This window comes from Moritella sp. (assembly GCF_013215705.1).
Lineage (GTDB): Bacteria > Pseudomonadota > Gammaproteobacteria > Enterobacterales > Moritellaceae > Moritella.
The window spans coordinates 235,642-257,623 of sequence record NZ_JABSQR010000004.1; the positions used below are offsets into that span (position 1 = coordinate 235,642).

Annotated in this window: 15 protein-coding genes; 6 read left to right on the forward strand and 9 right to left on the reverse strand. The window is 40.2% G+C overall.

Going from position 1 to position 21,982, the window contains the following annotated elements; translation table 11 throughout:
* The first annotated feature begins 47 nt into the window (after positions 1-47).
* From fbp to HRT96_RS01485, 4 genes are all read left to right on the forward strand, one after another.
* Positions 48-1,058 (forward strand): class 1 fructose-bisphosphatase, encoded by a 1,011-nt coding sequence (fbp, locus tag HRT96_RS01470; RefSeq protein ID WP_293143582.1) that lies wholly within the window; start codon positions 48-50, stop codon positions 1,056-1,058.
* A 594-nt stretch (positions 1,059-1,652) separates the two neighbouring features.
* Positions 1,653-2,903: an outer membrane protein transport protein gene (locus HRT96_RS01475; protein ID WP_293151183.1), complete on the forward strand. Its 1,251-nt coding sequence runs from the start codon at positions 1,653-1,655 to the stop codon at positions 2,901-2,903.
* A 124-nt stretch (positions 2,904-3,027) separates the two neighbouring features.
* The gene (locus tag HRT96_RS01480; protein ID WP_293151186.1) at positions 3,028-4,320 is read left to right on the forward strand and encodes an outer membrane protein transport protein; all 1,293 of its coding nucleotides are present in this window, start codon (positions 3,028-3,030) and stop codon (positions 4,318-4,320) included.
* Between the two features lie 315 nt (positions 4,321-4,635).
* A complete protein-coding gene (locus tag HRT96_RS01485) occupies positions 4,636-6,078 on the forward strand; it encodes an outer membrane protein transport protein (RefSeq protein ID WP_293151189.1) in 1,443 nt (480 codons plus the stop codon).
* Positions 6,079-6,179: 101 nt separating this feature from the next.
* Here the strand turns inward: HRT96_RS01485 and HRT96_RS01490 are convergent, their stop codons facing one another.
* From HRT96_RS01490 to sohB, 9 genes are all read right to left on the reverse strand, one after another.
* Entirely contained in the window at positions 6,180-6,761 is a 582-nt protein-coding gene (locus HRT96_RS01490) for a histidine phosphatase family protein (protein ID WP_293151192.1), read from the reverse strand.
* Entirely contained in the window at positions 6,758-7,990 is a 1,233-nt protein-coding gene (locus HRT96_RS01495; RefSeq protein ID WP_293151195.1) for a glycosyltransferase family 4 protein, read from the reverse strand. Before HRT96_RS01495 ends, HRT96_RS01490 begins: the two co-directional genes overlap by 4 nt.
* Entirely contained in the window at positions 7,983-9,212 is a 1,230-nt protein-coding gene (locus HRT96_RS01500) for a glycosyltransferase family 4 protein (RefSeq protein WP_293151198.1), read from the reverse strand. Before HRT96_RS01500 ends, HRT96_RS01495 begins: the two co-directional genes overlap by 8 nt.
* Positions 9,213-9,298: 86 nt before the next feature.
* Positions 9,299-10,447, reverse strand: a complete 1,149-nt coding sequence (locus HRT96_RS01505) for a glycosyltransferase (protein ID WP_293151201.1) — start codon at positions 10,445-10,447, stop codon at positions 9,299-9,301.
* Positions 10,448-10,497: 50 nt separating this feature from the next.
* Positions 10,498-11,676 carry a glycosyltransferase gene (locus tag HRT96_RS01510; protein WP_293151204.1) on the reverse strand — a complete coding sequence of 393 codons (1,179 nt, stop codon included), beginning with the start codon at positions 11,674-11,676 and terminating at the stop codon, positions 10,498-10,500.
* Between the two features lie 117 nt (positions 11,677-11,793).
* Entirely contained in the window at positions 11,794-14,055 is a 2,262-nt protein-coding gene (locus HRT96_RS01515) for a mechanosensitive ion channel domain-containing protein (RefSeq protein WP_293151207.1), read from the reverse strand.
* A 298-nt stretch (positions 14,056-14,353) separates the two neighbouring features.
* On the reverse strand, positions 14,354-15,319 hold the full coding sequence (locus tag HRT96_RS01520) for a porin (RefSeq protein ID WP_293151210.1): 966 nt from the start codon (positions 15,317-15,319) through the stop codon (positions 14,354-14,356).
* 740 nt (positions 15,320-16,059) lie between these two features.
* Entirely contained in the window at positions 16,060-18,729 is a 2,670-nt protein-coding gene (topA, locus tag HRT96_RS01525) for a type I DNA topoisomerase (RefSeq protein ID WP_293151213.1), read from the reverse strand.
* A gap of 321 nt (positions 18,730-19,050) precedes the next feature.
* Positions 19,051-20,130: a protease SohB gene (gene sohB, locus HRT96_RS01530; RefSeq protein WP_293151216.1), complete on the reverse strand. Its 1,080-nt coding sequence runs from the start codon at positions 20,128-20,130 to the stop codon at positions 19,051-19,053.
* A gap of 113 nt (positions 20,131-20,243) precedes the next feature.
* On the opposite strand from sohB, the gene HRT96_RS01535 reads away from it, so the two are divergent.
* On the forward strand, positions 20,244-20,987 hold the full coding sequence (locus HRT96_RS01535; protein ID WP_293151219.1) for a YciK family oxidoreductase: 744 nt from the start codon (positions 20,244-20,246) through the stop codon (positions 20,985-20,987).
* A gap of 252 nt (positions 20,988-21,239) precedes the next feature.
* Positions 21,240-21,980: a 5-oxoprolinase subunit PxpA gene (locus HRT96_RS01540; protein ID WP_293151223.1), complete on the forward strand. Its 741-nt coding sequence runs from the start codon at positions 21,240-21,242 to the stop codon at positions 21,978-21,980.
* Positions 21,981-21,982: the final 2 nt, after the last annotated feature.

The following is a 21,982-nucleotide window of genomic DNA, read 5'->3' on the forward strand; positions in this document are numbered from 1 at the left end:
ATAGGTTCAATTATCGGATTTAATTATTGCTTTATTAGGGAATTGGAATGTTAATACATAAAACACTTGGTGAGTTCATCGTTGAGAATCAATCTGATTTTCCACATGCAAAAGGTGATTTAACAGCATTATTAAGTTCAATCAAACTTGCTGCTAAAATTGTCAACCGTGAAATCAATAAAGCTGGCTTAGTTGATATTAGAGGTGCAAGTGGCATTGAAAACATCCAAGGTGAAGAACAGCAAAAACTCGATATGTATGCGAACGAAGTATTTAAAAATGCGTTGATTGCACGCGGTGAAGTTTGTGGTATTGCTTCTGAAGAAGAAGATCATTACGTATTTTTTGACAATGAAAATAGCCGTAATGCTAACTATGTAGTGTTAATGGATCCGCTAGATGGTTCATCAAACATTGATGTTAATGTGTCTGTTGGTACAATTTTCTCTATCTACCGTCGTATATCACCTGTTGGCGGTCCAGTATCAATGGAAGACTTCTTACAAGTTGGTCGTAAGCAAGTTGCAGCTGGTTATGTGGTCTATGGCTCATCAACCATGTTGGTATATACAACAGGTAACGGTGTTCATGGTTTCACTTACGACCCATCAATTGGCGTATTCTGCTTATCACATGAAGCAATGACCTTCCCTAAATCTGGTAAAATCTATTCGATCAATGAAGGTAACTACAGCAAGTTCCCACTTGGTGTGAAGAAATACATTAAATATTGCCAAGAAGAAGATGACACAACGAACCGCCCTTATACATCACGCTACATCGGTTCTTTAGTATCTGACTTCCACCGTAACCTGCTTAAAGGTGGTATCTACATTTACCCACAAACAGCACAAGCACCAACGGGTAAACTGCGCTTATTATACGAGTGCAACCCAATGGCTTTCCTTGCAGAGCAAGCAGGTGCACTAGCGACTGACGGTTACACGCCAATCCTAGATCTAAAACCAACAGAATTACATCAGCGTGTTCCTTTCTTCACAGGTTCTGTGGATATGATGGATACAGCACATCAGTTTATGGCTGAATTTAAAGAATAAAGAGAAAGAATAAGAATAAGCGTAATTTAAGCCTCTTTAACACCTATTTTTAAGCCACGTCACCCTCTATTCGAGAAGGTGACGTGGCTTTTTTGTTATAAGGGTTTGTATGTATTCCCAAGCTACTTGGCTATATTATAAACAACAACATAGTTAAACGTGACAGATGTGACACTTCATTAAAATTTGTATTAAAAAAGATTGACACCATTATTTGACGTTGATCACAAAAATAAACATTAACTTTGACTTATCAAGTATCAGAATAAGTACTCTAATAAAAATGGGAGCGATAACAATTTAATAACAACAAGTGTACGCTGAAATAAATAGATATTTATCAATACGTTAACACAAATAAACTCATCAACTATTTTTTCTATTAAACGTCAAGTCTTAATAATCAAACATTACACCTTGTGATTATTATTAATTACAAAGCACGAACAAGCAGTTATTATTTACTCATACTATCGACAACTGGTCTGACCTGGACGTTTATACGATAAACAAAAGGAACCTTGTTTTTCTATTAAGAGATCGACACCAGTAGCGAGTTAACAAAATAAAACTTATAAAAATGAGCAATTAACTATGTCAAAATTAAAAAAAACAACGCTTGCTACCGCCTTACTGCTGGTAACTGCACAATCTTCTGCTGCTGGTTTCCAAGTAAGCGAACATTCAGCATCTGGTCTTGGACGAGCTTTTGCTGGTGAAGCAGCCGTTGCTGATAACGCCTCTGTACTTGCACGTAACCCGGCTGCAATGTCACGTTTCGATAAAGCTGAAATTTCAGTTGTTGGCTCTTACATCGCAGCAAACGCGGATATTCATGGTGTTAATGACCCTATTAAAAACACTCCTTCACGCCTAGATTCAAACGACATCATTAACCATGCTTTTGTTCCAGCAATGTACTATATTCAGCCTATCAATGAACAATGGGCTGTAGGTCTGGCTATGTTTTCAGGTTACGGCATGGTTTCCGAGCATGAAGATGACTACGCGGTCGGCGCTGGTGCTGGTACAACCGACCTTCTAACGTTCAATATCAACCCAAGTGTCTCTTTTAAGGCTACAGATGAATTGAGCTTAGGTTTAGGGGTTAGCGCTGTCTATGCAAAAGCGACTCTAGAACGTAACTACGGTGACCTTCAATATGACCCACGTTATGGCTCTGGTACTTCAGCCGATACACAACTTTTCCTGCTTGAAGGCGACGCTTGGGGTTACGGCTGGAACGTTGGTGCACTGTATGAATTTAGCGAAAATAACCGCATTGGTTTAGCGTACCGTTCACAAGTGGACGTCGAGTTTGAAGGTGACTTCACTGGTTTAACTAGCGGAGGTCAAAAAATCTCAACGACTTTAGAAATTCCACTTCCAGCAACAGCTGAGATCTCAGGTTACCATAAGGTAACACCGAAAATTGCACTAACGTATAGCGCATTGTGGACACAATGGAGTAAATTTACTGAATTAGAAGCTAACAGTAACGAATGTACTGTCACAACAACACCAACGGAATGTTTCAAAAAAGAAGAACATTACGATGACAACATACGTTACGCTGTCGGTGCTGAATTTTATACTGGTAACACAACGTTACGTGCAGGTTTCGCCTTTGATGAACAAGCGGGTGAAACGACGCTGAGTATCCCAGATACAGACCGCTACTGGTACACTATGGGTGCAACTTACGAACTAGATCAAACCTTAAGTTTTGATTTCGCACTAGCTTATATCTTTACGAAAGAACTTGAATTCTCTGAATACAATTATACTTTCGCAGGTCAAGGTGATGCAATCATTGCTTCAGCTCAAGTAAACTACCGTTTCTAAGCTTATTTAGCTAAACGAACTGTTTAAAAATAGCAGTTAAATACAGTAATAAAAATAGCGCCTTACGGCGCTATTTTTATTTTCGACTAACCTTAAAATAAGGCATCATTTTAAGGGAATAAATATGAGAACAACCTGTAGTCGTGATTCGCCTATCGTCTGCCTAAGTGCTCTTCTTGGCCTAATCGCCTATTCCAGCCCTTCAACTTACGCAGCATCTTACCAATCATCTACAACCTCAGCCATCGAACTCGGTACTGCTGGCGCAGGCAGCGCTGCTGATACAAGTAACCTAGCCAATATAGCCGTGAATCCCGCAATAACAGCAGCATTTTTATACCCCGCTATGGCCATCGCTGGCATTTTAGTAAAATCTGAGAACGACATTAACGGGGAATATTACTCTGGTGGTGATCCAGATGCTTTAGATAATTCAAGTATCGGAGATAACTACGTTGTCCCCTCAGCTTATTTCGCATTTCCCATTAATAATAAATGGTCATTTGGGCTTGCTACGTTTTCTAATTATAACGTACGTAACAATTATGATAGCGAATACCCAGCCGGGATCCTCACTGGACAACGTTCCTTATTCACTTATGAAATAAACCCCAATATCGCGATTAAATTAACAAACAAGCTTTATCTTGGCATAGGAGTGAGTGCTATTTATGGTAACTATCAACTAGCGACTAATTATGGTGCTCAAAATCCAAATAATCCAAGTCAAATATATCAAGACTTTAACGGTTCAGGACTCGGTTTTCGATATGGTATTGGCGGACTATATAAAATAAATAAACACCATCAATTCGGTTTATCTTATCGAACAGCAACGGAGATTGAAACAGAAGGCGACTTCACCACGCTGGCGAAGAATAATGATCTCGAATTCCAAGATACCACGACACTGTCGATGGCAGTACCAAGTGAGCTAACGCTATCAGGCTTCCATCAGCTGGATCCGCGATTAGCAATACAGTATTCACTCGCTTGGTATGGTTGGCAGAACCTAGATTACATTTCAGTATCACATCCAGACTGCCCTGCTAATCTCGACTTTAATTTACCACAAGGGCAATGTTTAATTGAATCTGTTACTGCAGAAGATAGCTGGAAAATTGCATTTTCAGTCCGCTACAAATTAAGCGATGTGATCTTACTGCGCAGTGGGGCGTCAACAGAAAAAGCCTCTGAAAGCGCAACCTTCGCAATACCATTTGATAAGAAAACAAACTTCAGCTTTGGATTAACTTATTATGCGAGTCGCACATTAAGTTTCGATATGGGCCTTACTTATGCGAGATACGATACAACACGAATTAAAGATACTATCCGCCTTGATGACTTCGATGTAAGCGCAGAAGGCAATAGCACCATGCTTGGATTACAGTTAAATTATCAATTGATTGATTAACCAAACATAGAGTCTTAACTCTGATTAATATGCCTTAAAATACGGTTAATACTATTACCACTAAAACACATTAGATTGCATTAGTACTTAAAAACCACTTAAAACAAAGCAACTTAACGACAGTAAACACTAACTTCAAACGCTTATTCACATTTAAATAGTGTTACTAATAACATACATCTTGTCCTCACATAAACATCTCGCTAAATCCCTATAATAGGTCCAACTCAGGTAGCAGCGTGTATAAACACGTTCGAGTACAACTGTAATTAACATGGATGTATTTACATTATTTATATAAGACAGGGATTAGTCATGAAAAAAACCAATTTGTTCAAAAAAAGTGTCATATCTAAGTTGATAGTTAAATCAATAGTTAAAGCGACAGTAACCACAACCCTTCTAGCCAGTGCGCAAGCATCTGCTGCCGGATTCCAGGTTAACGTGCAATCAGCATCCGCACTCGGTAATGCCAATGCTGGTTTTGCTGCCAATACTGATAATGCCTCAGTAATCGCAACCAACCCTGCTGCAGCTGCATCGTTTGACAAATTTGCCTTTTCATTTGGCGGTGCATATGCAGAGCCAACCGTAGGAACAACAGGTGATAACGCACCACTTGCAGGTAGCTATACCGCTTTAAATCAACTTATCGATAATGACTTTGCAGTGCCGACTAAGTCTGATTATAATGTTGAAAACTCAGTACACACGTCAACTATCCCGTCTGTTTATGCTGTAATTCCAGTCGGTAGCAAACTAGCGATTGGTTTAGCAGGCTATACTAATTATGGTACCAACACTGAATTTTCTGATGATTATGCTGCAGGCTTACTTGGCGGCTCAACAAAACTAACTACCTTCAATTTAAACCCAAGTTTAGCAATTAAGGTCGGCTCTAAATTACGCCTTGGCGTCGGTGCACAAATTGTATATGGTAGCGCAGAGCTAGAGCGAAATTTAGGTGATGCAGCTGCAGGTTCTGCACTTGAGACTGTTTTAACGGCTGCATACGCATCAGCAAATCCGCAAGCAACAGCTAATGCCTATGTTTCTAATCCTGCTATTTCCGGCCCATTAGCGGGTATGGCGCGTGGTGCAACAGCATTCTCATTGGAAGGCGATGACATCGGCTTTGGTTGGAATGCAGGCCTTTTACTTGATCTAAACGAAAACCATAAAATTGGCGTGAGCTATCGCTCACAAGTCGACCTAGAGTTTGAAGGTGACTATTCAAAAAGAGCTACAAATGGAGTAACGATAAATACTGGTAACGGTACATTAGACTTATCATTACCCGCTATAGCAGAACTAGGTGGCTTTCACCGTTTTGGTAATTTAGCACTACAATACGGTGTAGTTTGGACTGAATGGAGTAGCTTCAGCGGTCTAACAGGCGTGTCCGCTGAAGACAATACAGTATTATTCGAAAAAGCTTATAACTACGAAGATAACATTCGCTATTCAGCGGGTCTATCATATTATCTAGGTAACAAAGTTATATTACGTGCGGGTTACGCATTAGATGAAAGTACTGGTGATACAACGATCAGTATTCCAGACTCAGAACGCCAGTGGTATACAGCAGGTCTGACATTCAACATCAGCAAAACACTTTCAGTTGATCTCGCCGCTGCTTACATTATTGGTAAGGAAACATCATTTACTGAAACTGATTCAATTACAGGCTTAACTTACGAATTTACTAATAAAGCGGAAGCTGTTGTTGGTTCAGCACAAGTTAACTTAGTTTTCTAAGGCGATAAATACCATTTAACATATTAAATATTGGGCTCTTACCGTATGGTGGGAGCCTATTGCTATAAAACATTCACTCATTGGAATTGAAGACATTTCACTTATAACGGTATATTAAGCTCAACAATAGACCAACGTCCACCTTCAAAGCAAAAGTGCTGAGCACAGTGATAATCCAGTTTATGCGGTGGTTTTCCTAACATGTTCCAATTCGTCGCACAGGCATAAATTGCACGGATAATACCTTTATGACTCACACAACCAATTCGCTGCTCTACCTTGGTAATATCCAAGGCTTCAACCCAATCACTTACCCGCTCAGCAACCAAGCGTGGCGACTCACCACCTGCTGGCCGTAAATCTAACCCCAACGCTTCTTGTTTAGCAAAATCAATCGGATCTTGGGAGCTTAATTGTTGTAACGTGTTACCTTCCCAGTCCCCCCAGTTCATTTCAATCAACGCAACTTCAACCTGTGAATTGACACCAAGTAACTCCGCAGTTTGTTGAGCTCTTAGTAACGGGCTATTAAACCATGGCATTGTTAGCAAATGTTCAGGTAATTGATAAGCGCTAATTTGCGTCTTGCCTACGTCATTCAATGGAATATCTGTTCGACCTTGCAAACGCTTCTCACAATTCCACTGCGTTTGCCCATGCCGAATAAAATATACATGGATCATAACATCTCCAGTTTATTTGCTATGGCATCTTGGACAATGAGATTAAGCTGCTCTGCACTCGCCTCAATGGAATGATGCAGCGTAACGTAATGCTTTGCGGCTTGCTGCATGACGGTTAACCGTGCGGGATCACTTAGTAATTCATCAATCGTTACTGACATTAACTGAGCATTATGCGCATCAACTAATACACCAGTGACGTTATGTTTCATAATTGAGCTAACACCGCCCTGATCACCGGCTACTATCGCCACGCCGGCTTGCTGTGCTTCTAAGAAGATCATGCCAAGGGCTTCATTTATCGCTGGCCAAACAAGTAATTCGAAATGCGATAACAACTGGCGTATTTGACTATTTTCAAGCGCACCGGCAAACTTTACTTGCTGGTGTGAAGCAAAAAGCGAACGGACTTCTGCTTGCATAACCCCATCACCAATAATCAATAACTGATAAGGCCGTTGTAATGACTCAACCACAGAACTTAACTGCTGATAGGAGTGATATTTATCGCCACTGCGCATCATCGCAATGGTGATAAGCCAAGGTAAATTACTATCTAAGCCATATTTGTACGCGAGACTCTGTCTATTCCTATTTAGAGCCTTTTTACTTAGGCTAGCTGTAATTACCTGAGAGTGTTCATTGTTAACTGGAAAGTTATTATCATTTACAGAGCGATCATCAATAAAGAGATTAAGAGAGACAAGTGGCGAATGGGATCCTTGCCGCTGTTTAGAATAAAAATCGGTCAGCGCAATTTTATCCTTTGGGTTAATACAAATAACGTTACTCGCCAGTTTTAATCCAGCCGCCACCTGTTGATGATACAGCGCCCAACCACCCTGAGCACGTTTCTCGGCCCATGATGCTTCCGCTACGATGTAAGGAATATTAAGCGTCTGACAAATGATGGGACCAATTAAATCAGGGGCTTTGTAATACAAATGATAACTAAACCAAACTTGCGGACTAAAACCTTGTTTTTGCCAACGTCGCATGATCCTTGTGGCTTCTTTTTTGGCAAGAGCGATGAGACGCTGCTGGCGCTGACCATCACCCTTTTTATCGAAAGTGCGCAACTGACTAGCCAGTTCAACATGATAACCGCCCTGCTCTAACGCTTGTATAAATAAACGCGCGATTTTACGATCACCCGATGGCGTTGGATGTAAGGGTGATTTAAGCGGCGCATAAAATGCGATGCCTGTTTTTATACGAGTATTAGTCAAGATTATCAAACAGCTTTTCTAATTGATCAATACCGATTTTGACATCGAAACGTCGATGAAGTTGCTTTTGGCCCTCAGTGCCGAGACGTTCGCGCTTCTCACCGTCTCGTAATAAATCTGCTAATGCCGATGCTAATTGCTCAACGTTATTTGATTCCACCAATATGCCGTTCTCACCGCTATCAATCAGCTCTGGGATACCGGAAATATCTGTCGCCAGACAACATACAGACTGGCTTTGTGCTTCCATCAATACATTCGGCAACCCATCTCTGTCACCATCAGCAACAATCTTACTCGCCAGTACAAATAAATCACTTTCACGGTAAGCTTCAAGTACAGTTAACTGTGGCTGGGCGCCTTGCCATTCAATGTGTTTATCAATACCAAGCTCTTGCGCCTGCTGGCGTAAACTTTTCAGAATGCCGCCACCGCCAATATGCGTTAACTGCCAATGTAAATCTTTTGGTAATTTAGCTAACGCATTGAGTAAATCATCGTAGCCTTTCTTCGGTACGGCTCGACCGACACTGATAATTTTAACCGGGTTATCTGCAGAACTGCCATTTATATCCGCGCGTGAGACTCGGTCTACATGTTGAAAGCGAGTAAAGTCTAAACCGTGATAAACCAAATGTACCTTGCTTGGATCTTCAGCAAGGGATTGTAAATACTCATGATTCGCAGCAGTACAAGTAGACAACCATTGTAACTCGATCAGTTTCTCGGCAAGATCCCACTTTTCTGATGTCCAAATATCTTTAGCATGCGCAGAACACGACCAAGGCAAATCATTCAATAATGAAGCATAGCGCGTCACCGATGCTGGTGTATGTAAGAAGTGCGCATACATTTGTTCAATGCCGTCAGGCATTTCGGCAGCAAGTACAATACCTTGACCAAAACGGCGAACACGCCCACGACTAGTATCACGCTTAATATCTTGAATAAATTGCTTAACCACTTTGGTTAATGAATAGCGTTTGACGACATGAAAACACGCTTTTAATACCCTTAATGGCTCAACATGTAAGTATTCAGGTAAATATAATACATCAGCTTCAATCTGCTCATGTATTGGATGCGTGCTGGTATCTGTCGGATGACGTAAGGAGACTAAGGTAATATCAAACCCGCGTAACTCTAATGCACGTATTTCTTGGGCGATAAATGTTTCAGACAGGCGTGGATAGCCTTTAAGTACTAATGCTATTTTCTTCACTACAGACCTAAACCTTTAGTATTTTGAATTAAATACGTTTACGAGATGCAATACATATGTAGATTGAGTATTACTTTAGCAACTTGCTAATTTCTTGCAGTAGCCCATTCAATAAGAAGTTTCGCACTTTGTGTCGCGCCTTGATTATCAATATTAACTGTTTCAGCAGGACTGGCTAATGCTTTATTAATCGCCGTTTTTAATGTCTTGATACTCAATTCGTCATTCTTAACGAATTGCAGTACTTTCGCTTCAGCCAAGACTTCACTTCGCGCTAACTGCTCAGTTTCGCCTTCACCTTCAAACGGTATAACCACCGCAGGAACCGCAGTCAATAACAGGTCCATAACCGTGTTATAACCCGCTCTTGAAATTGACACATAAGCATTACTCAGCGCTCTTAAAAAATCATCTGCAAGGTCAACAACTTGTAAATTAGACTGTTGCTGCGCTTTAAAATAAGCTTTATCAGCGCTGTCCATGTTTGGGCCTGTGATCAGTAACCACTTTTTATCTGCCGCAAAACCACTGTTATACAGCGCCATCACTGCAACTAAAATATCCTTACCGATACTGCCGCCGCCGACAGACACAACAATCGTATCCCGTGTTTTCTGCGACGTATCACCATTTGCCCTAGTCGGACAAACATAACCAGAATAACTGATTTTATCGGCGATCATACCGGCTACAGGAAAGCTTCTTTCTAATGGATAAAAGTTTTCATCACCATGCACTAATACATGTTGGTAATAAGTTTGCACTAAATTGACGTACTCTTGTTCTCTTACCGTTGAACGGCGCTGCAAAATATCGCGAATAGAAGAAACTAGGACCGGAGGATTCGATTGCGATTTAGCCCAGTCAAGTAAAGGTAATAGTTCAAAACGCATCTGTCTGCGGCCAAAAGGATACGTTTCGGTAACAATTAAATCAGGTTGCAAGGTCTCACAAAGGGCTAATAGAGCCTGTGTACGCTCTTTTTTATCATCATCACTAACTGGGGTGTTATCTGCTTTAACTAAACCGCTAAAGCCTGAATCCGCACTTTTCACCGCCATTAACTGATGCATAGTCGCATCACCAAAAGACATGCTCGGAACCGGCATTCCACCGAAAATAACATCGACATGCGCACCTTGTTCACATAATGCTTGCACAATAAGAGAAGAGCGACGAACGTGACCAATACCTAATAAATATTGCACATAATACATAATACGCGGTGCTGACATATATATAGTCCTTACGATAAACAATTAATTGAAAAGAAAACTAGATTAGCTTATTTTGCTACCAATTCACCAAATCGACGCGTAAGAAAATCTAAACCGTTCAGTAGTTTATCAAGTTTATGTTTACTCGGTTTATCTTGCTGTAGTAGTTTTATAATACCGTCAACCATGGTCTCTGCTAAACGTTCTGAATCCAAATCGAGCATAGATAGCAAACCTACTTCGGCGGCATTACGAGCTCGAATAAGCTGCTCTTCCCGTGGTTTAGTACGTGGTAGAATCAATGCTGGTTTATCAAACGACAGTATTTCACAAAAAGTATTGTAGCCACCCATAGCAATCACAGCCTCAGCCTCAAACATTAAATGCTCAAGGTGATTACTGAATGTGATCGCATCAACATGAGGTAGCAATTCCGCTCGATTCAGAAACTCATTGCGCTCAGTTGTTGGCATAAATGGACCAAGCACAAATAATGCAGGCATCAGTGTTGGGCTACTCTCATAAGCACGGAGAACCCAATCAATCATCTCAACGCCATCGCCACCACCACCGGGGGTAACCAAAATATAAGGTCTGTCGGGGATGTTAATGGATTCAATATCCACTTGCTTCGGTAACTGTCTTGGTAGATAACCCGTAAACAACGTTTTATCGGTCACAATTTGCTTAACATCCAATCCTTGTAATGGATTAGACACCTCAGCGGGGCCATAAACCCAAAGTTCATCATAAAGATTTTCAAGTAATGGCATCACATTTTTCTTCTGCCACTCCTTTTTTAATAACTCAGGAGAGTCCATCACATCGCGTAAACCGAGAATACATTTGGTATCAGTATCTTTGAAATAGGCTAACGTACTAATGACTTCATCTTTCAATCCGCCCGGTTCTTTATCTACAAGAAAAATATCCGGTTTGAAGACTTTAGAAGTATTGAGAATAATGGATTCACGTAATGCTAATGTATCAGCGAGATCGATAAGCAAACCGAGTGACGTATATTCACCATTATGAAGTTTGATTACACCAGGTATACGAATAAAATCAACACGCGCTTTAAAATCAAAACGGCCAATAATTGGCGAGCCGGTAATAATTAATACCGATAAGCCCTTGTACTGATCAACAAGCGCATGGGCGATAGTTCTGCAGCGGCGCAAATGTCCAAGACCGAAAGAGTCATGACTGTAGATAAGCAAACGGCTATTATTTAATTTACTGCGCACTCTAACTCTCTTTCACTAAATACAACGATGGCGGATAAGGTTATCAAAAAAGCGAAGCCTAAGATACGGCACCGCTCACTTAACAACCCATTAATTTGATTAAAAATAAACTGCAAATTAATTATAATCTGAGTCTATTTTATCGTTCTTTTTAATCTCGGCAGAAACGGTTAATGCAGCAGCCGCACCCCGTGTTTCAGCAAGTTCTTCATTCTTTTCAATCGTATTCTGTACGTCGACTTTACCGTCGCGCTCGGTTAACACATGCACAGAGCGATGGGCAAACTCAATACCATTGTCTTTTAATGATTCTTGTACCAGTCTAAATGCTTCTCGACGAATAACCCATTGCTCACCTGGTACACAGGTAAATTTCATGCGGAAAATGAGCGCAGATTCTTCGACTCTAGTCACCCCTTGTGATTTCAGCGGCAATAGGAAATGTTGTCCGTATTCTGGATGTAGTAGCATTTTCTGGCCAACTTTTTTAATCAGCTTACGTACTTTTTCAACGTCGGTTCGATAATCTAAGCGGAACTCTAATTTTTTGGTGATCCAATCACGTGATAAGTTTCGTACAGTCGCAATTTCGCTAAAAGGAATAGTCTGCACAGCACCTAGATGATGGCGTAATGTGATAGAACGAATAGAGATCCGCTCTACAGTACCGCGTAAACTCGCCGCTTCAATATATTCGCCACGACGAAAGGCATCATCGAGTAAAAAGAATATGCCAGAAATTACATCTTGCACTAATTTTTGAGCACCAAAACCAACCGCGATACCAACGATACCCGCACCAGCCAATAACGGTGCTATTTCAACCCCCACAATACTGAGTACCATGAGTAGTACACAGGAGAGCAAAAACACCGATAAAAACGAACGTACTAAAGGCAGCAAAGTTTCAGAACGAGAAGATCCGGCCCCGCCCCCCTCACCTTCTAATGTTGACGTACCATTGTTATTGTCACAAACCATGTCATAAGGTAAATGACGTTCAATAGCAGACTGAATGATTTCCCAAACTGCATAAGCGGCAATGATAACAACAATAATATCAACCAACATTTCAATAAACCCGCCAAGGCTATTGGTGATGGTTTCCCAAGCATTATAATTAAAGCTGGCATCGAGATGATGAAGAATAAAAGCAACGAATATAACTCTAAGTGCAATCATCACCCGGTTAATAAATTTATCACAACGTTTATTATAAGAGTGACTTTGTAGCCAAGTGATACGTTTTAACTGGGTCAGTGAAACAAAAATAAGCCGATCTGCGATAGGAAAAGTAAAGGTTAACCACCAGATAGGCGTAAAGTTTCGCGCTTGCTCATAGTAGCCTAAGAACTCGTACGTAGCCCAAAATACCCAAGCGATAAATAACCAAATGGTAAAAATTGTCGTCCAGGTTTGACGTAGAAAGCGCGTAAACGCCGAGCTCGTTTCTTTGGCATCGGTGAACATAGCTTCAATGGTTTTACGGTTAAACCAAATAAAGGCAATCGATAAGATATTTAAGATCATGCCTGTCGCAGGAATAATTAATGCAAATAATATAGTGTCTAGCGAGAACAGTACGAGGATACGCCAAAACGTTGTAATGATAAGGTAAATCGCCATAAAGCTAAGAATCGACCAATACAGACGATTGGCAGATTCGCAATCTAATTTAAACAATCGATTACCTTTGGCATTAGGTGAAAAAATAAGTCTAAGTAAAATCTTTAATGCGCGTATTTTTACCACAAGTCCAAGTGCGTGTAGGCTTAATAAACGGAAAGGGTCGGCTTCACTGTAATTATAGATAGCAATCAGCGCTGCGGTAACGGCAAAAATAACGATGCCCACATACTGAAAAAAGCCGCGCATTAATAAGTAATCAAGATTATCCCTAAAGCTACTGTCTTTTTCTTCCGCTACCCGTTCTGAAAAAGCATTGGTTTTGATGCTCGCAACCCGCTCAACGATAAGTCCACAAACCAGCATTAATACCAAAATAGTAAACAACGATAGGAAACGCTCAATACCTTGCCCATCAGTTAAATCATTGATCAGTTTTTCTTTATGCTCTAGCCAATGTTCTAGACTGTTTAATAGCTCATTTTTCCGACTTTGTGCATCTTTCAAAAATATAAAGCGAGCCATATCAGAGTTTTTGTACATGTATTCATTATCAGCATCATCTAAAACGCCGGTTTCACTGGTATAAACAACCTGGTTCGCTTGAATTTGTGCTACAGGGCTTAGCTGTTTGAAAAGGTCTCCGCCATGCGCATAAGCAAAGTTTGCACTACTTAGCATCAACAGCATATACATAAATATTGTCGCGGCAAAAGTGCGACTAAAAACGCTTGAGATAATACGCTGGGGCATTGTAATAACCAATTATTGATTGATAAGAATAACTATAGTATCAAAACTTTATAAACGAATGATATGAAAAATGTCACATATTATTAATGAGTAAAAATACCAGTTTGGTGAGTAATCGGATTAAAGTAAGAGAATATAAATATAAAAGTAAAAGGAAGTGCACTGCGCTTAGACGTTAACGAGGTAAATATAGGTTTAAGCATTTTACGTAGACTTCGCTTATAAAAAAACCGCCCACTATTACAGTGAGCGGCTTCATTAGTCAGTGTTGTTTATAGCAACAAATCAACAGGGTTGATTAGAAGTATACACGACCACCTAAGTATAGAGCTTCATCAGATGAACCAGATTCAGGGTTAGTTGAACCGAATTCAGCGTATGCTTTAACATCTTTAACAATCTCATAATCAGCACCAATTACTAGTTCAGTGCGTTCATCAGCTTTTGTATCGCTTGATGTAGCATCAAACATAACATATACGCTTGCTTGACCTAGAGCGTAGTTAGCACCAAGGCCGTAAGCTGAATTATCAGCGTCACCAACTTCAGATGCAGTGTATACAGCACCTAATGTTAGCGAGTCAAGTGCGTATGAAACACCTACAGCATAAGTAGAGTTATCAGTTTTAACTGAAGTACCAACTTGAGTTTTAACAACGTTAGTACCTACAATTGATAATACTTCTGTTTCTGTAGTAACAACACGGTCGTTAGCGATGTTATAAGAAGCAACTAAAGATAGACCTGCTACTTCATAAGTACCGCCGATAGCATAAGTATCTTGGTCCATTATAGAAACAACAACAGAAGCGCCGCCGAATGCTTTAGTGTATTTAAGTTGATCTTCAGAATCAGAACCAAATAACGCGTTATCTTCGTTGTAGATGTTACCGTGTTCGTACGAGAAATCATATACGAATGCGTCATCATTTAGACCCATTTGCTTACCAAGTTCAACTGTACCGTATACATCATGCGATAGACCAACGAAAGCATTGTTGATATATAGTGTATCACCTTTTGAGCCGCTATATTTGATTTCCATTTGACCAAATGCTTTAAGACCATTGTCTAATTCTTTAGCTGCTTTAATATCGAAACGTGAGCCAGCATCTTCAAATTTAACGTTATCAGAATCAGCAACAACAACGTGACCACGGAAAGAACCACCTAGAGAAATTGTAGTTGTATCATCGTTATAAACTTCAGCAGCGTTTGCAGCGCCAGCTAGTAAAATTGCAGTAGCAAGAATAGTCTTTTTCATTTTGAAATCCTTTAATTATTTATAAGTTAACTCATTCATTACTTGAATCTCTCGCTGAGATGATCCTATTTGTTAATGATTGGTTAAACCAAGAGTTAATGTATTCTAACAAATAGCGTGTTAAACCAATAATTCATCTGGATAAACCATTTGAAATAAGATTTAACAACTACGCTTAAAACTTGGTATCAATTATAGTCACAATAATTTTGTTAAAACTATAGGGAAAATCAATAAGAGGTCAAAAACAAGATCGCGGACACAAAAAAAGACATGTCAAAATAAAATACCTTGACATAAATGATAATTTCTCAATATTAAGAGGCGGCGTCACATGCTAAATGATTAAAAAACAATCTAGTACGTTACCTATATTATAGAAGTTTAATTCTAAGTTTCATTTACATAGAGTCAGAACTTAAAACGAATAAAAAGTTCAATTAAAAGTTCAATTAAAAGTTCGATTAATAGTTCAATTAACAAAATTAAACACTGTTTAGCTATATGTCACAAAATTTGGAGACTATTCAGATTCTAGTTCAATAATTTTAGATTGTAGCTCAATAATAATAAAACGCAGAAGATCGAAAATAGAATCATAACAATTTGCTGTTATTCACCGAAATAGACAGTATCTAGGGTTCTTAAAAATTCAAGGAAAAAATACCCCAGCAATGCTGAGGTATTTTATAAACACATAGTAACTTATTAAAGTGTTACATTAACGCGAAAGAAATTCATTAACTACTTTCAGTAGCAGGTTTTTTCTTCTTCACCGCTTTCTTCTTTTCTTCTTCAACCCATTTACCATCGATATAATGCGCAGTCCAACCAGTAGCTTTCTTTTCTACCTCGGTCATGACATATTGCTCTTTGGTCTTACGACTGAAGCGTACAATGGCTTTATTACCAGCAGGATCTTGCGCTGGCGCATCTGCTAAGTAATAGAACTTCGATGAGATACGGTCTCTGAAGCGCACTAACTCTTCAATCAAGGGAGCACGCGTCTCACGAGATTTAGGGAAAGTATTCGCGGCTAAGAAGATACCCGCAGCACCGTCACGCAGCACAAAGTAAGCATCCGATTTTTCACATTCCAATTCAGGAAGGAATACAGGATCTTCTTTTGGCGGCGCAACCTCACCACTTTTCAGGATCTTACGGGTGTTTTTGCATTCTTCGTTAGTACAGCCCATGTATTTGCCAAAACGGCCATTTTTAAGCTGCATATCAGACATACAACGGTCACATTCAACCACAGGGCCATCATAGCCTTTTAGCTTGAACTCACCTTTTTCGACTTCGTAGCCTGTACATTCAGGGTTATTACCACAAACGTGCAATTTACGGGTTTCGTCAATCAGGTAGCTGTCCATTGCAGTACTGCATTTAGGACAACGACGTTTTGCCATCAGCGCTTCAGTTTCAGCGTCTTCATTGAGCAAATCAATCGCTTCTTCGCCTGATACGAGGTTGATGGTTTTCTTACAGCGTTCTTTCGGTGGTAAGTTGTAACCCACACAACCAAGGAATACACCTGTCGTTGCAGTACGGATCCCCATCTCACGTTGGCATGTTGGACATTCGATATCCGTGATAACCATTTCGTTCGAGCGCATACCGCCTTCAGACACCTCAGCACCAGCCGTTAATAGCTGTTTCTTAAAGTCACCAAAGAAATCATTAAGTACATCAATCCAATTCAGCTTGCCTTCGGCAACGCCATCAAGTTGAGACTCCATGCTTGCGGTGAAATCGAAGTTCATTAACTCTTCAAAACTTTCAGTCAGACGCTCGGTAACAATCTCACCCATTTTTTCAGCAAAGAAACGGCGGTTTTCAGATTTCACATAACCACGGTCTTGAATTGTCGTGATAATCGACGCATACGTCGATGGACGACCAATTCCACGTTTCTCTAATTCTTTAACCAACGACGCTTCATTAAAACGCGCAGGCGGCTTAGTGAAGTGTTGCAGTGGATCGACAGTGATCAGATCAAGCGCCTCACCGACTTCAAGCACAGGTAAATTACTTTCATCTTCAGACTTCTTGCTCATTGGTGGTAACGCTTTAGTCCAACCAGGGAAACGCATAGTACGTCCCTTCGCGGTAAGCTGATACTCGCCAGCAGCAATCGTCAATTTGGTTGAATCGTATTGTGCAGGCATCATTTGGCAAGCAACAAACTGACGCCAAATTAATTCGTATAATTTCTTCGCATCATCATCCATGCCTTTCAAATCGCCTGACATAACATTTACGTCAGAAGGTCGGATCGCTTCATGGGCTTCTTGCGCGCCTTTTTTAGAGCCGTATAGATTCGGTTCTGCAGGTAAATAGTCTTTACCATATTTTGTTTCAATGAAACCGCGTGCACTTTCTACCGCGTCTTTACTCAAGTTGGTTGAGTCAGTACGCATGTAGGTAATGTAACCGCCTTCATATAAACGTTGTGCTAAGCCCATAGTACGCTTAACACCATAGCTATGACGCGTACTTGCCGCCTGCTGTAGTGTTGAGGTAATAAATGGGGCTTTAGGTTTACTGCTTGTCGCTCTGTCATCACGTTTTAATAACGAATAACTGGCATTTTGTAAGTCAGTAACCGCTTTGGTCGCTTGCGCCTCATTAACAGGTTTAAATGCTTCACCAGCATATTTAACCGTTTCAACACGAAGAGGTTCGCCCAATGAAGTCACTAAATCTGTATGCACATCCCAAAACTCTTCTGGAATGAAGGCTTTGATATCTTTTTCTTTGTCTACGATCAAACGCACGGCTACTGACTGAACACGTCCAGCAGATAAACCACGGGCAATCTTTTGCCAAAGCAACGGTGATACCATATAGCCAACAACACGATCTAAGAAACGACGCGCTTGTTGTGCATTCACACAGTCAATGTTCAATTCTGTCGGTTTATCAAATGCTTCTTGGATCGCTGTTTTGGTAATTTCGTTAAACGTGACACGTTGGAAACGTGAATCATCACCACCAATAATTTCCCGCAGGTGCCATGCAATAGCTTCTCCCTCGCGGTCCAAATCGGTTGCGAGATAGATAACATCTGCTTTTTCAGCAAGTTGTTGTAGTTCAGCAACGACTTTTTCTTTACCAGGTAAAATCTGATACGTTGCAGCCCAGTCATTTTCAGGGTCTATTCCCATACGTGAGTATAATGATTTTTTATCACGTTTTTCTTTAAATGCAGCTTTCGCTTCTGGCGTCATGCCTTTAGTTTGTTGCGCAAGCGTCGGTGCACCAGCTCGTTTTTTGGCTGCTCCACCACTTGTCGGTAAATCACGTACGTGACCCACACTTGATTTAACAATGTAGTCTTTACCGAGATATTTATTAATGGTCTTCGCTTTTGCAGGCGATTCCACAATTACCAGAGATCTTCCCATACAGACGGATTCTTTTAATTTATGAATAATTTGAAATTGATGAATACAATTGATCATTTATCGCTTAAGCGATAGTCAAAAAGCATCATCTTATATTTGTACTCTATTTATATATATACATTGAATATACTTATAGTAGTCAATAATTTTTTAATTATTTTCTTATGGCTACATTTCATACAAAAATATTACATAAGCATAGCAATAATTACATGAAGTAATAACCCACCAAAAATATAAAAATCAAACCAATAAACTACATACACTTAAAATATGTAGTTTATGTTTCAATGCATACTTTACAGTTATGAACCTACAATTCTATAAATGTGGGTACTTAGACTGTTGTAGAAACTTATTTAGGCTTATCGAAATAGCCATCGACGCCGCCTGGGCTAATTTTTCAGCCAATTTTTTACGTACCACATATTTAACGATGTAAATTGTTTTCAATTTATTCGCTTTTAATAAGTAATCATCACTGGTTTGTAAGGTATCTACTAACCCACGTTCGTGTGCATGTGTACCAAACCAGTGCTCACCAGTGGCGATTTTTTCGATATCCATATCAGGTCTGTGAGTACTCACAAAGTCTTTAAATAACACGTGCGTTTCTTCAAGTTCTTGTTGGAACTTCGCACGTCCAGCGTCGTCATTTTCACCAAACATCGTTAATGTACGTTTGAACTCACCAGCGGTCAGTTGTTCGACATCGATGCTGTTCTTTTTCAGCAGTCGATTAAAGTTAGGAATTTGCGCAACAACACCAATAGAACCAACGATAGCAAATGGTGCCGCAATAATATGATCGGCAATACATGCCATCATATAACCACCACTTGCCGCCACTTTATCAACCGCGATAGTTAGCTTAATATTAGCTTGTTTTAACCGTTCCAACTGCGAGCTTGCAAGTCCATAACCATGTACCACACCACCGCCACTTTCTAGGCGTACCAGTACTTCATCATGCTCGGTTGCAACGAATAAAATAGCGGTAATTTCTTCACGCAGTGACGCCACTTCTTTAGCATCAATACCGGCGGTAAAATCGATCACAAACAAACGTGGTTCAACGTCTTCTTTTGTAACCGCATCGTTATCATTGGCTTTGTCTTTATGGGCCTTTTTAAAAGCTTTTAATTCTTCTTTGTGTTTTTTCTTTTCTGCTTTGTGCTGTTCTTTTTCTAATACTTTAGCTTCATCTTCGGACACCAGATGTAACTGCAGTTCATCTTCAACGTCTTTAAATTGCTCCGATAAATTGGTGATCTCTAAACGTCCATTGCTCTTCTTTTGCTTAGACGTAAGATTGATAATACTGACCACTACAAATAATAATGCTAAAACGAATGTTATCGTTTTTGCCAAAAAAATACCGTATTCACTTAAAAATTCCAAATCCTAATCCTCGGTCGGTTATATCGATTTTGCTCTTTATATCATTTACAACATCGCATCTACAAGCTTTGCAGGTTACAATATTGCGAGATATGTCGATATGGAACCTAAAAATGGATTATCAAGCAGAAAAAACTTTATTAGAAAATAAAACAATTTTAGTAACAGGTGCTGGTGACGGTATTGGTCGTCAAGCGGCTTTAACCTATGCGGCACATGGCGCGACAGTGATATTACTCGGAAAAACAGTGGCTAAACTTGAAGCTGTTTATGACGAAATTGAAGCACTTGGCGCACCAACGCCTGCTATTATTCCGCTTGATATGAAAGGTGCTACGGTTGAAAACTATAAAGACATGGCAGACACCATCGATACGCAATTTGGTAAACTAGACGGTTTATTGAACAATGCGGGTCAATTAGGCGTGTTAGGTCCATTCCATCAAATCGATGAAAAGAGCTATGACGAAGTCATGCAGGTAAATGTTAAAGCGCAATTATTCATGACAAGTGCGTTATTACCAGTACTGAAAAAAGCAGACAAAGCATCTATCATTTTCACCTCATCAAGTGTGGGTGTTAAAGGTCGTGCTTACTGGGCTGAATATGCAATTTCAAAATTTGCGACCGAAGGCATGATGCAAACCCTTGCTGACGAATTTGAAAATACCAGTATCCGTGCGAACTGCATTAACCCGGGTGCAACGCGTACCGGTATGCGTGCAAAAGCCTTCCCTGGTGAAAACTCGAATACCCTTGTTACAGCAGAAGATATTATGCCGCTTTACCTTTATTTGATGGGTAATGATAGCGTTGCTGAAACAGGAAAAACATTTAAAGCTCAGCCTAATAGATAATCGCTTAGTTACATAAATCCCCCAATAATGCTGTTCTTTATTATTTGGGGATGATTATCCTATGCCTTCAATTCTATATCTTTAATTCTGCCCTGCTTTTCCTGCTCTATTTGGCTCTGCCAACACCCTTGCTTATAACTTTGACTCACGTCCTTCCCTATAAAAAACTTGCTATCGCAAATAATTACTGCAATAACTAATACCTATACTTCTCTATATATAGAAAGACTTTGTTAATAAGGATATTAACCAGTGAAATTGAATTGCGATATGGGTGAAAGTTTTGGCCTTTGGCAGCTTGGTATGGATGAGGCGGTCATGCCACATGTTGATATGGCGAACATCGCTTGCGGCTTCCATGCATCAGATCCTCTGATCATGCAACAAACAGTCGCACTGGCTAAACAGTATAATGTCGCCGTCGGTGCTCACCCTGGTTATCCCGATCTGGTTGGCTTTGGTCGTCGCCACATAAGCTGCACACCAGATGAAATCCAAGCCTTTATATTGTATCAAGTGGGCGCCCTCGCCGCATTCTGCAAGCAACAACATATCCCCTTAAGTTATGTCAAACCTCACGGGGCTCTTTATAACGATATGATGCAAGACGAAACCATCCTAATTGCTATTTTAAAAGGCGTGGCTGCGTTTAGTCCCGGTTTACCACTCATGCTAATGGCACAAGTAGACAACAGACGCAGTGAAACCCTTGCCGCACAATTTAATGTGCCACTACTATTCGAAGCATTTGCAGATCGTTGTTATACCGATGACGGATTATTACAATCTAGAAATCGGCAAGGGGCGGTATTTACCGAACACAGCCAAATTATTAACCAGGCAATACAGCTCGCGCAACAGGGAAGTGTGACCAGTAATAACGGCAATATTATTAAGTTAAAGGCTGATACGCTTTGTGTCCATGGTGATAACGCTCAGTCCATCGAAGCCATCGCACGGATAAAGTTAGCACTGACAGCAAACAAGGAGTGAGG